Here is a 14,399-nt window from a genome sequence, read left to right on the forward strand (position 1 = left end):
TCAGCCGACGGGACAGCGCGGCGCGCCCGGGCGACGGGAGGGTGGCCGGATTATGTCGGAGACGCGGTATTTCGAGAAGAGCGACGGCGCGGTGGTGCGGCACTGGCGGATCAGCCGGGCGGGCATCCGCTGCCACCTGGCCTGGGGCCGGGTCGGCGGGCGCACCCAGGGATCGAGCACGACGCTCGACGACGAGGCGCACGCCGTGCGGCACTTCCGCAGGAAGATCAGTGAGAAGCTGCGGCAGGGGTACGCCGAGGTCGCGCGGGACCCGGCCGTCGCGGCGGCCGCACAGGCCCCCGACCCACTGGCGGACGCGCCGCTGCTCGACGTGATGCGGGCGCGGGAGGGCGAGCGGTACGCGGGGGCCTGGGACTTCTTCTGGCGCGGATACGAGGACGTGGCCGGACACCCGGGGACGTACGTGAAGTTCCATGACGCCCCGGCGGGCCCGGGCCCCGGTCCCTTCTACGACTACCTCGTCATCGGCGAGGACGAGCGGCGGGGTCTGACCTTCGTCGTGAAGCAGCCGGGGCACACGCCCGAGCTGGTGTCGGCGTTCCTCGGCTTCGTCCGGCCCCGGATGGGCCTGGCCTTCGACGGCGGGTCGCACCACAAGGCGGCGCTGCCCTCGCCCGTCGGCGGCTTCGACCACGTGTTGTTCTGCGCCCCTTCCCTGCACGGCATGCGGTACGGCGGTCGGCTCGCGGGCGCGTTCCCCATCCACGGCTGCGAGATCGCCGACGAGGACACCGAGACGCTGGTCGAGGCGCGGATCAAGGGGCGTGACGCGCTGCCGTCGACCACCTGGGACCGGGCCGCCCGCCCCGTCCTCGACCTGAAGTTCGACCTGCGCGGCGAGGGCGGCTTCGCGGAACTCGGCGGGCGTACGTCCGTGCGCGAGAAGACGTTCAAGGTGTATCCGCGGCCGATGCTGGACCGGGCCCTGCGGCTGCTGCCGCAGGCCACCGCCGACAGCACCCTGGAGATCCGCAACCACCGGCGTGCGGTCCTCGCGCTCACACCGGCCGGTCTCACACCGCGGACCCCGGAAGAGATCGACCGCTTCCTGCTGGGCTGACGCACGCCACGGGGGACGTGCGGGCGGTCCGGCCCCGGTCCAGGGTCACGATCGCGTCGGCGGCGGCCAGGCCCGAGTGCTCATGGGTGACCAGGAGCGTGGTGCGGCCGCGGGTCGCGTCGAGGATGTCGGCGAGCACGGCGGCCGCGGTGTCCGGGTCGAGTCCCTCGGTGGGTTCGTCGAGGACGAGCACGGGCGGGTCGGCGAGCAACGCGCGGGCCAGGAGCAGCCGTTGGCGCTGGCCGCCCGACATGGTGGCGCCGTCCCCGCCGACGAGGGTGTCCCAGCCGTCGGGCAGCGCCTCGATCCACTCCAGGATCCGCGCCCTGCGGGCCGCTTCGCGCAGCTCGGCGTCGCTGGCGTCGGGGCGGGCCAGGAGCAGATTCGCGCGGAGCGTGGTGTGGAAGACGTGCGCGTCCTGGGTCATGCCGGTGATCAGGCGGCGGGCGTCGGCCCCCGCGCTGTCGGCGAGTTCACGCCCGCCGACCCGGATGCTCCCCGCCTCGTAGGGCACGAACCGCATGAGCGCCGCGATCAGCGTCGACTTTCCCGAGCCGCTGGCGCCGACGAGCACGACCCTGCGGCCGGGCGGCAGCCGCAGGCTCGCCCCGTCGAGGGCGGGCGGCGCGTCGGGGTGGTGGCGCACCCGCAGCCCGGTGATCTCCACGCCGACGGGTCCTTCGGCGGGCAGCGGGACCGGGGCGGGCGGGTCGGTGACCGGGTGCGGTGTGTCGAGGACGTCGGACAGCCGGCGTGCGGAGGCCCGCACTTGGACGAGGTGGCGGGCAGCGGCGGGCAGCGGTGCGAGCGCCTCGAAGGAGACGAGGGCGAGCACCGCGAGGACCGTGAGGTGCACGGCCGGCAGTTCACCGGCCGCGTGCGCGCGCAGCGCGAGCCAGGTGACGGCGGCCGTCGCCCCGGCCTGGAGCAGCAGCACCACGGCGGAGGCGAGCGACGTGGTCAGGGCGCCGCGGCGTTCGAGCGCGGCGATCCGGGACGCGGCACGCCGGGCCCGCTCGTGGGTGCGGCCCCGGGCGCCGTACGCGGCGAGATCCGCCGCGCCCTGCGTCAAGTCCACGGTGACGGCGGCGAGTTCGGCCCGTGCCTCCTTCTCCGTACGCCCCGTGCGGCGGGACAGTGCGAGCACCAGGGCGGGCACGAGGAGCCCCGCCACGGCGAGGAGGGCACCGAGCAGGACGCCCGCCTGCGGCAGCAGCGCCAGGGCCGTGCCGGTGGCGGCCGCGGCGACCGCGCAGGCGGCAGCGGCCGGGATCAGGACCCGCAGGAGCAGGTTCTGTGCGGCGTCGACGTCGTCGACGAGGCGGGTGAGCAGGTCGCCGCCGCGGAAGGCGGGGGTGCCCGCGGGGGCGAGCGGCACCAGCGCCTCGTACACCCGGGTGCGGAATCCCGCGACGGCCCGCAGCACCCCGTCGTGGCCGAGCAGCCGGTCGGTGTAGCGCAGCGCGCCCCGCCCCAGGGCCAGCGCGCGTACGGCGACGATCGCGAGGCTCACCGAGGCGAGCGGCGGCTGTTCGGCGGCGCGGGTGATCAGCCAGGCGGCGGTGGCCATCAGCGCGGCACCGGCGAGGTCGCTGCAGGCCGCGGCGAGTGCGGCGGGCAGCAGCCTGCGCCAGTACGGAAGGAGGTGGCGCAGCAGCCGGACGGTGGGGCACGGCCGGGCGGGCGCGGCGAGGGATGCGGTGCGGGAGGTCATGAGGTCACCAGGCTTTCCGCGGGCGCCGGTTCGGGGAGGGTGCGGCCGCCCGCGCGGACCGTGATGATCCGGTCGGCGTGCGGCAGCAGGCTCGTGCGGTGGGCGACCACGAGCGCGGTGCGGCCGCGCATCAGGCCGACGGTGGCGCGGGTGACGGCGGCTTCGCTCTCGGGGTCGAGGTGGGCGGTCGGTTCGTCGAGGAGCAGGACGGGGGCGTCCTTGAGGAACGCGCGGGCCAGCGCGATCCGTTGGCGCTGGCCCGCGGAGAGCCCGGCGCCGTGTTCGCCGAGCACCGTGTCGTACGCCCGGGGCAGCTCGGCCACGAAGAGGTCGGCCGACGCGGCGCGGGCCGCGCGGCGCACCTCGGCGTCGCTCGCGCCCGGCCGTCCGAGGCGGATGTTGTCGGCGACGGACGCCGCGAACAGGTGCGGACGCTGCGGCACCCACGCCACCTGGGCGCGCCAGTCGTCGGGGTCGAGGGCGGCGAGGTCGGTGCCGTCGACCTCGACCCGGCCGGAGGCGGGGGTGGCGAAGCCGAGGAGCAGGGCGAGGAGCGTGGACTTGCCCGCGCCGCTCGGGCCGACCAGGGCCACGTGTTCGCCGGGGCGGACGGTGAGGGAGACACGGTGCAGGGCGGGCTCGGGGCGGCCCGGGTACTGGACGGTGACCTCGTCCAGGCGCAGCTGGGCCGTGCGGGCGTCGGGGGTCGCGGCGGGGGTGTCCTTGGGAGCGCCGGGGCGGCGCGGGTCCGCCGGGTCGTCGACGAGGGCGAAGACCCGTTCGGCAACCGCGATGCCCTCGGCGCTGTCGTGGAAGGCCGCGCCCGCCGCGCGCAGCGGCAGATACGCCTCGGGGGCGAGGAAGAGGACGACGAGCGCCGTGCGCAGGTCCACGCCGCCGTGCAGCAGCCGCAGCCCAACCGGGACGGCGACCAGCGCGACGGAGAGGGTGGCGACCGTCTCCAGGACGAAGGAGGAGAGGAACGCCACGCGCAGCGTCCGCAGGGTGGCCCGGCGGTGGGCGTCGGCCATCTCGCCCACCACCCGGGCCTGGTGCCGTTCACGGCCGAACGCGCGCAGGGTCGGCAGACCGGCCACCACGTCGAGGAAGTGCCCGCCGAGCCGGGAGAGCAACTGCCATTGCCGTGCGGTGCGTTGGGCGGTGTGCATGCCGACGAGGGCGCCGAACACGGGGATCAGCGGCAGCGTCACGAGGATGATCAGCGCCGAGGTCCAGTCGGTCCACAGGAGCCAGCCGACGATCGTGAGCGGCACCACCGCGGTGGCCGTCAGCGTGGGCAGGTAGCCGACGACGTACGGGTCGATGGCGTCGAGTCCGCGGGTGAGCAGCGTGGCCGTCTCACCGTGTCTGCGGGCCGCGAGGCGCAGCGGTCCCGTGTGCGCGAGGCGGCCGGTGATCCGCTCGCGCAGTGCGCGTTTGGCGTCGGCCGCGGCGCGCTGCGCGAGCCCGCCGCGGGCCCAGGCCAGGAGCGCGCGCAGCGCCATGACGGCGGCCAGCGCGGCCAGTGGCGCCCCGCGGGGCGGCTGTCCGGCGAAGCCGTCCGCGAGCAGTGTCGCCAGCAGCACCGCCTGGGCGACGACGAGCCCCGCGCCGACGAGCGCGAGCACCGTGGAGTACGTCATGTGGCGCCGCAGCACCGGCAGTTCGCGCAGCAGGCGGCGTTCGACGGGTTTCATCGTGGGGCCCTCTCGGCAGCGGCTGGTCAGAAGTAGCTGGGGTGACGTCGGCCCGTCCGCCCCCTGAACGCCCACCAGCTCCATGACTGGTAGGCGAGGATGACCGGGACCACCAGGACCCCGAACACGCTGAGGATCTTCAGCGTGGCGCCGTCGGTGACGGCGTGGTCGATGGTCAGGCCGGTGCCCGCCGGGCTGATCAGGAGGTACGGGTAGTGGCCCGCCCCCACGAGCAGCACGGGCAGCGCGGTCGCGCAGCAGGTGGCCGCGAACGCCCGGACGCGGTGTCCGCGCGAGGAGGACCAGTGGGCCCCGGCGAGCGCCGCGGCGAGCAGGGCGGTGATGACCGCCGAGGTCGCGCGGTTCGTCATCGAGGCGCCCGCGCCGAAGAGCGTCAGGAGCAGCGCGAGCGTGCCCACGGCGGCGGCGCCGGTCAGCAGCTGCTCCCCCATTCGGCGTGCCCGGGTGGCGAGTTCGGGGGCCGAGCGCAGGGCGACGAAGTATGCGCCGTGCGCGGCGAAGAGCAGTGCGGTGGTCACGCCGCAGGCCAGCACGAAGGGGGTGAACACGTCGCCGAATCCGATGTGGAAGCTTCCGTCGGACCTGCGGGGCACCCCGTGGAGCAGCAGGCCGATGACGAGTCCCCAGCACAGGGCGGGCAGCGCGCCGCCGAACACGATGAGGGCGTCCCAGCACCGTCTGCCGCGGGCGCCGCGGGCGCGGCCGCGCAGCTGGATCGCCGCGTTGCCGAGGACCAGGCCGACGAGGATCGCCACGATCAGGGGGTAGAGGCCGGACAGGAGGGTGCCTTCCAGGTGCGGGAAGGCACCGAACAGGACGCCGGTGAAGGCGACGAGCCAGACTTCGTTGCCGAGGAAGAACGGCGCGATGGCGTCGAGGGCGGCGTTGCGGTCGGCCTCGGGCCCGGGTGTGCGCGCCTCCTTCCGGTCCTTGGGGTCGCCGAGGTAGGGGTGCAGCATCTGTACGCCGTAGTCGTAGCCGCCGAGCACGAAGTACCCGGCGAGGAGCAGGCCGAGGAGGGCCAGCCAGAGGGTCTCCAGACTCATCTCGCTCACCTTTCTGTGACGGAGGGGGAGTTACACGGCGGTGGCGCCGACCGGTTCGGTCTCGGCGGGGAGCGGTTCCGTGGCGCCCAGCTGGGTGGCGTCGGGGCCGCGCAGGGCGAAGCGGGTGATCAGGGTCCAGTTCGTCACGGCCAGCGCGAGGAAGATGGCGATGAAGACGGTGCAGGACACGGCGAGCGCGGCCGTACTGACGTGGGAGAGCGCGTCGTCGACGGTCAACTCGCCATAGACGAGCCAGGGTTGGCGGCCGACCTCGCGGACGACCCAGCCGCCCACGGAGGCGACGAAGGGGAACGGGACCGTCGCGACGAGGATCCATGAGGCCCAGCGCCAGCGGATCAGCCGGTCCTTCCACAGCAGGACGACGGCGACGAGGGTGATGGTGGACACGGTGTTGCCGATGAGCGTCATGGCGTCCATCGAGAACCGGATCGTGTCCTGCCAGGGCACGTAGTCGCCGGGCCCGTGCTCCTTGACGAGCTGCGCCTGCAGTTCGGCGACGCCGCTGTTCTCCAGGACCGCGTCCTTCATGGGCTGGGTCCGCTCGATCACGGGCCGCTGCATCTCGCCGACGATGACGACGAAGAAGGAAGTGACCGTGGCCACCCACAGTCCCAGGCGCAGGGAGCCGCGGAACAGCTCGGTCTCCTTGGTGCCCCGCAGGAAGTGCCAGGCGCTGATCCCCGCGACGAAGACGCCGCCGGTCGTGAGCGCGGCGAGCGTGACGTGGAAGAGCGCGACCAGGGCGCTCGAGTTGGTGAGCAGCGCGCCGAAGTCGGTCAAGTAGGCGGCGCCGTCGCGCACTTCGTAGCCGACGGGGTGCTGCATGAAGCCGTTGGCGATCATGATCCAGTAGCCGGAGGCGTACGCGGTCAGGGCGACCAGCCAGATGAGCGTGACGTGCACGCCCCTGCGCATGCGGCCCCAGCCGAATATCCACATGCCGAGGAAGGTGGACTCGGCGAAGAAGGCGATGAGGGTTTCGAGGGCGAGGGGCGCGCCGAAGACATTGCCCGCGAACTTGCTCAGGCCGCTCCAGCTGAGTCCGAACTGGAACTCCATGACCAGGCCGGTGACGATGCCGACCGCGTAGTTGATGACGTAGAGCTGTCCCCAGAAGCGGGTCATGCGCTCCCGGATGGCTCTCTTGGCGGGATCACGGGTGAACGCGGCTCTGGTGTGCATGACCGCCACGAGAGGGACGAGTCCCATGGTGAGGATCACGAACAGCCAGTGGATGCCGGTCGTGGCCGCGAACTGGAGTCGGGCCAGATCCGCAGCGCTCATGGTGCGACCTTCCTGGACGTCGGGTGCGGGATCGGACGGAGGGGAGGCCACCGCGTCGCGTGTGCAGGTGCCGGGCGCCGTTGACCGTCATCTGCGCGGTGGCCTCGATGACGACCGTAGAGAGAACCGCTTATGCATTTCCAAGACCGGTTTCGCCATGTGAAGATGCCCTGACAGGCATGAGTGAAGGTGGATCGTGGATCTTCTGCAGTTGCGCTACTTCCAGGCAGTCGCCCGTTACGAGCACATCAGCCGCGCCGCGCAGGAGCTGCGCGTCGCCCAGCCCTCGCTCAGCCGCACCATCGCCCGCCTGGAAGCCGACCTCGGCACCCCGCTCTTCGACCGCGAGGGCCGCCGCATCCGGCTCAACCAGTACGGCGCGATCTTCCTGCGCCACGTCGACCGCGCCCTGAGCGAACTCGACGACGGCCGCAGGGCGCTGCGCGACGCCCGCGACACGGGACTCGGCCGGGTCGGCATCGCCTCCGAGACGCTCCTGACGATCAGCCCGCTGCTCGGCAGCTTCCGGGCCGCCTACCCCCGCGCCGACGTGCGCCTCTACCAGTCGGACGCCGAGGAGATGGACCGTCAGCTGCGGGCGGGCGAGGTCGACTTCTGTGTCGCGTCGCAGCCGCTGACCGGCGCGAACCTCGAATCGATCGAGCTCGCCCGCGAGGAGGTGCTGCTCGCGGTGCCGTTCGGGCACTGGCTCGACGGCCGGGAGAGCGTGACGATTCCCGAGATCGCCGACGAGCCCTTCGTCAGCACGCGCCGCGGCCACTGGCAACGCGCCCTGCTCGACAAGCTGTTCGCCGCCGAGGGGCTCACGCCGGTGCTGTCCTGCGAGGGCAACGAACCGGCCGCGAGCCAGAACATGATCAGCGCGGGTCTCGGCATCGGCCTCATCCCGGCGATGTCCCGGCAGGCCGGCACGGAGACGCCCGTCCCGGTGGCCTGGGTGCATGTGGACGCGCCCGGCTGCAGCCGGGTGCTCACCCTGGTGTGGAACCGCGACGCCTACCTGTCCGAAGCCGCCCTGAGGCTGCGGGAGTTCATCACCAGCAGGCCGCTGATGACCCACCGCCTGCCCGACCCGCGGCGCGGGCGCGACCACGACGCCCCGTAGCTCCGTCCTGGCGCACCACCGGACTCCTCTGGTACGTTCCGAAACGCCGCCATACCCCTGGCCCACGACGTCGCGTGTCGCAACGGCCGGTGTGTGAAGGCGAGTCGGCAGGGGTGTCGCGTCCCCCACCGGCCGGCCACGGCGCCCCGCGCACCCACTGGTCCCCCCGCATCTTTCCTGCATCCACTTGCCCGGCGTCCGTGCCGCGGCGCGCCCTCGCGCGCCCGAACCTCCGGACACCATCGAGGAGTTCCGTCATGCCCAGAATCACGTATGTGACCGCCGACGAGACCACCTGGAACATCGAGGTGCCGATCGGCACGAGCGTCATGCGCGGCGCCGTCTTCAACGACGTCGACGGCATCGTCGCCCAGTGCGGCGGCAACGCCCAGTGCGCCACCTGCCACGTCTACGTGGACGAGTCGACCATCGGCAGGCTGGCCGCGACCGGGCCCGACGAGGACGACCTGCTCGACTTCACCGCGAGCCCCCGCCGGCCCAACAGCCGTCTGAGCTGCCAGCTCCAGGTGACCGACGACCTGGACGGCCTCGTCGTCCACCTTCCGGAACGGCAGAACTGATGACGCACGGCACGACGTCACCCGATTCCGTCGTCGTGGTGGGGGCCGGACAGGGCGGCTATCAGACCGCGGCTTCCCTGCGCGAGTACGGCTACACCGGGCGCATCACGCTCATCAGCGCCGAGGACGCACTCCCCTACGAACGTCCGCCGCTGTCCAAGCAGTTCCTCAAGGACGACGCCTATCTGGAGGGCGGCGCACAGCTGTGGCTGCGGCCCGCCACCTACTACGTACGCCACTCCATCGACCTGGTCGCGGGCACCGTGACGGCGATCGACCGGGGCGCCCGCACGGTCCGCCTCACCGACGGCTCCACGTACGACTACGGCCATCTGGTCCTGGCCACCGGCGCGCGGCCGCGCACGCTCGACGTGCCGGGCGCCGGACTGCGCGGGGTGCACACCCTGCGCACCGCGCGGGACGCCACCGCACTCCGGGCCTCGCTGGCCGCCGCCCGGCGCGCGGTGGTGGTGGGTGCCGGGTTCATCGGGCTCGAATTCGCCGCGGTGGCACGGGAGTCGGGCTGCGAGGTGACGGTCGTCGAGGCGTTGGACCGGCCACTGGCCCGGGCCGTGTCGGCGCGGACCGCCGAGCACGTCACCCGGCTGCACCGGAACGCGGGCACCCGCCTCCTGTTCGGTCACGGTGTCGCCGCCGTGCACGGCAACGGCCGCGGCGCGGTGGTGGCGGTGGAGCTGGACGACGGCCGAAGGATCCCCGCCGATCTGGTCCTGACCGGCGTCGGCGTCACCCCGCGCACGGACCTGGCCACCGTGGCGGGACTCCCGGTGGACGGCGGCATCACCGTCGACTCCCGCCTCCTGACCGGCGATCCGCACATCTCCGCCATCGGCGACTGCGCGACGTTCCCTCAGGTGCGCTCCGGGAATCCGCTGCGGCTCGAGTCGGTGCAGAACGCCGTCGGCCACGCCCGGCTCGTCGCAGGACGGCTGACCGGGGCCTCTCACGCGTACGACGAACTGCCCTGGTTCTGGAGCGACCAGTTCTCCACCACCGTACAGATAGCGGGACTTGACGAGGGTCATGACGGCGAGGTGATGCTCGGCGACCCGCCCGACGCGTTCTCCGTGCTCCTCTTCGACGGCGGACACCTGCGCGCCGTCGAGTCCGTCAACCGCCCCGGCGACCACCTCGCGTCCCGCCAACTCCTCGGCAGATGCATCCCGTTGGGCCCGGACGAAGCGGCCGCACCGGGCTTCACCCTCAAGGGGCATCTCGCGCGGCACCGGAAGGGAGCGGCCAAGACCGGCCGGTCGGCGGCGCACGGAGCATGACCCGCTGGAGCCGTGGCGCCGACATCACGGCTCCTGCCACATCCGCCGCGTGCGCGTGGGGGATTCCCGCGCCCCCACTCCACGGCGGGCACCCGCTCGGGAGGCTGTTGAGGGGAGCGAGTCCTCCCGAGCACGCGACGACCGCCGCCGCGTCCGACGGCGCCGTCGCCCCCATGGACCCTGCCCGGGTCGGATTCCGCCCGGCCATGGCTCTGGGTTCCGAAGATATCCCTCCACGGCCCACTCGCCAGCCCTTTGGCGGTATCGGTCCTTCCTGATTCCCGGCCCGCCGCTAGCCGTCGGCCAACGGCAGCGGTGCGAAGGCGTGGTCCTGCCAGAGCAGCCCGGACGTCTCCTCCGGGTAGGGGGCGACCGTCGGGTGGGTGTCGAAGAGCCGGGTCGGGCGTCGTGCCGTGTCGTACGCGGGCCAGCCCGGGTCGCCGTGGGTCGCGAACGCCGTCCAGGCGCCACGGAATTGCGCGGACAGTTCCTCCGCGTCCGGGGAGGGTTGCTCGCCGAGGAGCGCGGCGGTCTGGCCGTGTGCCAGATTGCCGAAGACGAGCGGCACGTCGAGGCCGTGGCAGGCACCGAACGCGCCGTCCATGCCCGGTGCGGACCAGGTCAGCTCGTACAGGTGGGCGCGGCCCCCGGCGTCGGTCTGCGCCTGCGCGAGGCGGAGGGACGGCATGCGGAACAGCCAGTCGGAGTTGACCAGTTCGTACAGTTCCTCAGGGCCCGCGGCCGGAAACGCGTCCCGGTAGCGGCGTGCCCCGTCGGGGCCGGGCGCGAGGATCCGCAGAGCGGTCGCCGCCTGCTCCTCGGTCACCTGGCCGAGCATCCCCTCGACCGCGGTGAACAGCCGCTGTTCGTCCCGCGTGTGGCCGACGAGGAGGTCGACGTCCCGGCCCGCGCCGTCGGCGAGCGCCTGCCACGGGGTGGCGGTCAGGACGTCGCCGTCGACGACCGGCGCGAAGGGGATCGTCCGGTGCGCGGGCCGCCCCCAACGCCCCACCCACTGCCCGAGCTTGGCGGTGACGGCGTCCCCTGCGGCGGCCAGCAGAATCGGGTCCACGTCCGCCAGATCGGCCGCCGTGGGCCGCAGCGCGAGATCGGTGGCGCAGGCGGCGGTGACGTCGGCGGCGAGTTCCGGCGTGAAGAACGTGCCCTGCACGCTCTGCGCGACGGCCCTGCGGAAGAGCCCGCCCCCGTGCCCCATCGCGAGCAGCGCGGCGACCGAACCGCCGCCCGCCGACTGTCCGAAGACCGTGACCCGCGCCGGGTCCCCGCCGAAGGCCCGGATGTGGTCACGGACCCACTCCAGGGCGGCGACCTGGTCGAGCAGTCCGCGGTTGGCCGGTGCGCCCTCGATCCACGCGAACCCCTCAAGTCCCAGACGGTAGTTGAAGGTCACCACGACGACGCCGCCCTCGCGGGCCAGCCGCCCGCCGTCGTACTCGGGCAGCCCCGACATGCCGATCACATACGCGCCGCCCTGGATCCACACCATCACCGGCAGCCCCGCGCCCGCGCCGGGATCGGGCGTCCAGACGTTGACCGTCAGCCAGTCGTCACCCGGCGACTCCCCCGCGAGCGCGTCCATCCCGAACACCCCGGCCTGCGGCGGGGGCGGCCCGAACCGGACGGCATCGCGCACCCCGTCCCACCGGCGCACCGGCCGCGGCGGGCCGAACCGCCGCGCGCCGACGGGCGGTTCGGCGTACGGAATCCCCCGGAAGACCGCCACTCCCCCCGCACGGCTGCCGCGCAGCGCTCCGGCAGCGGTGCGGACCACCGGAGCGGACCCGGACTCGGACGGCTGTGACGCGGCAGCGGACATCGCGGCTACTCCTGGGAGAGATGAGCCTGACTGGTGCGGTGGCGGTGCGACGCCCGGTCCGGCGGCGCAGTGGCACTCCGTCCAGTTCAGCGCAAACCCCGGGCGGGAGCGAGCGATTAACGCCCCCGCGGCCCGTCCGAGGTCACCGGAGCCCGTCGAAGTCCTTCCCCACCGTGAGGGTCACCGCGCCGGGCTCGGCGTCGGCGGCCGGGACGGCGCGGGTGCCCGGCAGGCGGGACGCGAGCACCCTGGCCCGGCTCTTCGCGCCCTGCGGGTACGTGATCCCGGTCTTGTCCGCCTCGGCGGGCGCGTTGCCGGTCCCGGTGACCGTGAAGCCCGCATCGCGCAGTTCCTTCGCGACCGCGGCCGCGCGCCCTGATGCACCGGTGCCGTTGAGGACGCGCACGCCCACCTTCGAGGCGTACACGGGTGCCTTCGCGGCCTTCTCCAGGTCCTTCTTCTCACCCTTGCCGACCTCCCGGTCCTTGGCGAGGGATGTGAACAGGTCGGCGGCCTGCGGGAATTGCCACATGACGTTCGCCTTGTCGGTGGGCACGTCGGCCTGGCGCGGGTAGTTCGGCACGGTCAGGAAGGTCAGCCGGTCCTCCGGGATGCCCTTGAGCTCGGAGGCGAGCCCGTAGAGGGGCTTGATACCGGCCAGGGACTTGTCCGTGGTGAGCGACTTGGTGGCCGACTGCAGGAAGCCGTACAGGGACTTGGGGCTGGTGAGCTTGGACTGGGCCTTCTCGGCCAGGGCCTCCATGAACTCCTGCTGGCGGCCGATGCGTCCGATGTCCGAGCCGTCGCCGACGCTGTAGCGCGTGCGGACGTAGCCCAGCGCCTTCTCGTCGTCGACGGTCTGGCAGCCGGCTTCCATGTCGAGGTGGGCCTTCTTGTCGTGGATCGGCTGCTCGGGGCAGACCTCGATCCCGTCAAGGGCGTTGACCATGCCCTTGAAGCCCTGGAAGTCGACGGACATGAAGTGGTCGATGCGCAGGCCCGTGCGCGCCTCGACCGTCTTGATGGTGCAGGCCGCCGCGCCCGCGACCTCGCCGGTGCTGCCGCCGATCGAGAACGCCTCGTTGATCTTGAAGTGATGGGCGGCCGACGTGCTGCCGTCGCCCTTCTCGCAGGCGGGGATCTGCACCCAGGAGTCGCGCGGGAAGGAGACGACGGTGGCCCACTCCCGGTCGGCCGGGATGTGCACGACCATCAGCGTGTCCGACTGCATGGTCGTGAGGTTCTTGCCGTACTTGGCGTTGGCGCCGTCGCGGCTGTCCGAGCCGACGACGAGGATGTTCTTCGAGCCCGGGCTGAGGTTGGCGGGGCGGTCGCCGCCCAGCTTGTTGTCGACGTCCGCGGCGTGGATGTTGTTGTCGAGGTCCGTGTAGACCCACGCGCCGACCCCGGCCACCGCGAGGATGAGGGCGGAGAACGTGGCCGCGACCCAGAACAGGATCCGGCCCCGCCGCGTCAGCCGGGTGGATCCGCTTCCGGGGCCTCTCCTCGTGCCGCCCCGGCCCTGTCCGCGTCGGCCTGCGCCGTTTCCACCCACCCGGGAACCTCCTGATCTCGCCCGCCACATGACTGTCACACGGCATCACAGGCCGCCGGGCCGCGTCGAATGCCCGAACTCTACAGGTTTGTAGATGCCGATGATCGTCGATCATCCGGATCCGCGTAGCATCCCCGGTCGGGCGACAATCACCGAAGAGCACCAAGGACACCCCTGGACGGGTCAGGGGGAACGGCAGTGAGCAGCACACCGGCGGGGACGCGGGACGGCGGGACCCAGGACGCCGCGCCGGCACCGGCGGGGCGCAACCGTGCCGCGAAGGTCAGTGCCTTCTTCGCCCTCGGCGGCGTCGCGTTCCTCGGCAACTTCGCGACCGGCATCGCCCTGCTCAACCCGCCCGTCTTCATCGCCCTGGCCGTCGTCTGCGCCCTGATCGCCGTCGTCACGGGGCACGTCGGCCGCTTCCGTGGCCGCCGCCTCGCCGGCGAGGGACGCGGGCTCGCCCTCGCGGGCATCCTCACCGGCTGGCTCGTGCTGTTCGTCTGCGCCCTGGCGATCCTCGCCCTCGTCGGACTCGTCGCGGGTATCGCGGCGCTGTCGGACAACGTCTGACCGGACCGCACGTCCCGCGGAGCGCTCAGCGCCTGCTCGCGGCCACCGCGACGGTGCCGGCCAGGGCGGCGAGTGCCACGCACAGGGGCGAGTACACGGCCGAGTTCCACCGCTGGAACTCCTCGGCGGCCCCGGAGTTCATGAAGTACCCGCCCAGACCGCGCACGAGCAGCACCGCCGTCAGGCCGTACATGCCCGCGAGGCGCAGCCACTCGGGGCCGATCCCCGGGACGGACCCGTTGACCATGAGGGTGAGCAGGGCGCCGGCGAACAGCGCGAGGCCCACCAGGGCGGTGAGCGGTCCCGACGGCATCTCGCCGTCGTCGCTGCCGGCGATCGTCCTGGTGAACGTCATCGCGTCCGCCATCGGCCAGGGCGTGAACACCCAGATGAAGTGGAGCAGGCCGATGATCGCGAGGACGGCCGCCAACACGACGGGGACAACAGTACGGACCATGATCCAGTGCCTCCAGCTCCGTCGACCCCTCATCTATACGGGGTCGTATGGATCGGACCCTAGCAGCCATCTATACGATGCCGTACAGATGGGTGTCCCGGCGGAGAAGCG

General features: G+C 72.8%; 12 protein-coding genes. 5 read left to right on the forward strand and 7 right to left on the reverse strand.

The window, feature by feature from the left end:
* The first annotated feature begins 52 nt into the window (after positions 1 to 52).
* Entirely contained in the window at positions 53 to 1,081 is a 1,029-nt protein-coding gene (locus ACFWZ2_RS03255) for a WGR domain-containing protein (RefSeq protein WP_384541027.1), read from the forward strand.
* On the opposite strand, the gene cydC is transcribed toward ACFWZ2_RS03255, so the two are convergent.
* Genes cydC through ACFWZ2_RS03275 form a run of 4 tightly spaced genes read right to left on the reverse strand, consistent with a single transcriptional unit; the run spans position 1,035 to position 6,864 of the window.
* A complete protein-coding gene (cydC, locus tag ACFWZ2_RS03260; RefSeq protein WP_384541031.1) occupies positions 1,035 to 2,795 on the reverse strand; it encodes a thiol reductant ABC exporter subunit CydC in 1,761 nt (586 codons plus the stop codon). The genes ACFWZ2_RS03255 and cydC overlap by 47 nt on opposite strands.
* Positions 2,792 to 4,492 (reverse strand): thiol reductant ABC exporter subunit CydD, encoded by a 1,701-nt coding sequence (gene cydD / locus ACFWZ2_RS03265; protein WP_384541035.1) that lies wholly within the window; start codon positions 4,490 to 4,492, stop codon positions 2,792 to 2,794. The genes cydC and cydD overlap by 4 nt, the downstream gene beginning before the upstream one ends.
* Positions 4,493 to 4,518: 26 nt before the next feature.
* A complete protein-coding gene (cydB, locus tag ACFWZ2_RS03270) occupies positions 4,519 to 5,559 on the reverse strand; it encodes a cytochrome d ubiquinol oxidase subunit II (protein WP_384541039.1) in 1,041 nt (346 codons plus the stop codon).
* A 30-nt stretch (positions 5,560 to 5,589) separates the two neighbouring features.
* Entirely contained in the window at positions 5,590 to 6,864 is a 1,275-nt protein-coding gene (locus ACFWZ2_RS03275) for a cytochrome ubiquinol oxidase subunit I (protein WP_384541043.1), read from the reverse strand.
* Between the two features lie 196 nt (positions 6,865 to 7,060).
* Here ACFWZ2_RS03275 and ACFWZ2_RS03280 point away from each other — a divergent pair, with 196 nt between their 5' ends.
* The 3 genes from ACFWZ2_RS03280 to ACFWZ2_RS03290 all read left to right on the forward strand — a co-directional run bounded on the left by ACFWZ2_RS03280 (position 7,061) and on the right by ACFWZ2_RS03290 (position 9,866).
* Positions 7,061 to 7,990 carry a LysR family transcriptional regulator gene (locus ACFWZ2_RS03280; protein WP_384541046.1) on the forward strand — a complete coding sequence of 310 codons (930 nt, stop codon included), beginning with the start codon at positions 7,061 to 7,063 and terminating at the stop codon, positions 7,988 to 7,990.
* A gap of 257 nt (positions 7,991 to 8,247) precedes the next feature.
* Positions 8,248 to 8,571: a 2Fe-2S iron-sulfur cluster-binding protein gene (locus tag ACFWZ2_RS03285; RefSeq protein WP_384541050.1), complete on the forward strand. Its 324-nt coding sequence runs from the start codon at positions 8,248 to 8,250 to the stop codon at positions 8,569 to 8,571.
* Complete coding sequence (locus tag ACFWZ2_RS03290; RefSeq protein WP_384541054.1) at positions 8,571 to 9,866, forward strand: NAD(P)/FAD-dependent oxidoreductase; 1,296 nt, start codon at positions 8,571 to 8,573, stop codon at positions 9,864 to 9,866. The genes ACFWZ2_RS03285 and ACFWZ2_RS03290 overlap by 1 nt, the downstream gene beginning before the upstream one ends.
* A 292-nt stretch (positions 9,867 to 10,158) precedes the next feature.
* On the opposite strand, the gene ACFWZ2_RS03295 is transcribed toward ACFWZ2_RS03290, so the two are convergent.
* A complete protein-coding gene (locus tag ACFWZ2_RS03295; RefSeq protein ID WP_384541056.1) occupies positions 10,159 to 11,703 on the reverse strand; it encodes a carboxylesterase/lipase family protein in 1,545 nt (514 codons plus the stop codon).
* Between the two features lie 142 nt (positions 11,704 to 11,845).
* Positions 11,846 to 13,258, reverse strand: coding sequence for an LCP family protein (locus ACFWZ2_RS03300; RefSeq protein ID WP_384541058.1), 1,413 nt, complete (start codon positions 13,256 to 13,258; stop codon positions 11,846 to 11,848).
* A 198-nt stretch (positions 13,259 to 13,456) separates the two neighbouring features.
* Between ACFWZ2_RS03300 and ACFWZ2_RS03305 the strand changes: the two genes are divergently transcribed.
* Positions 13,457 to 13,831, forward strand: coding sequence for a DUF4190 domain-containing protein (locus ACFWZ2_RS03305; protein WP_384541060.1), 375 nt, complete (start codon positions 13,457 to 13,459; stop codon positions 13,829 to 13,831).
* A gap of 25 nt (positions 13,832 to 13,856) precedes the next feature.
* Here the strand turns inward: ACFWZ2_RS03305 and ACFWZ2_RS03310 are convergent, their stop codons facing one another.
* Positions 13,857 to 14,288, reverse strand: a complete 432-nt coding sequence (locus ACFWZ2_RS03310; protein WP_384541063.1) for a DUF3995 domain-containing protein — start codon at positions 14,286 to 14,288, stop codon at positions 13,857 to 13,859.
* Positions 14,289 to 14,399: the final 111 nt, after the last annotated feature.

The sequence above is a fragment of the Streptomyces sp. NPDC059002 genome, assembly GCF_042740435.1.
GTDB lineage: Bacteria > Actinomycetota > Actinomycetes > Streptomycetales > Streptomycetaceae > Streptomyces.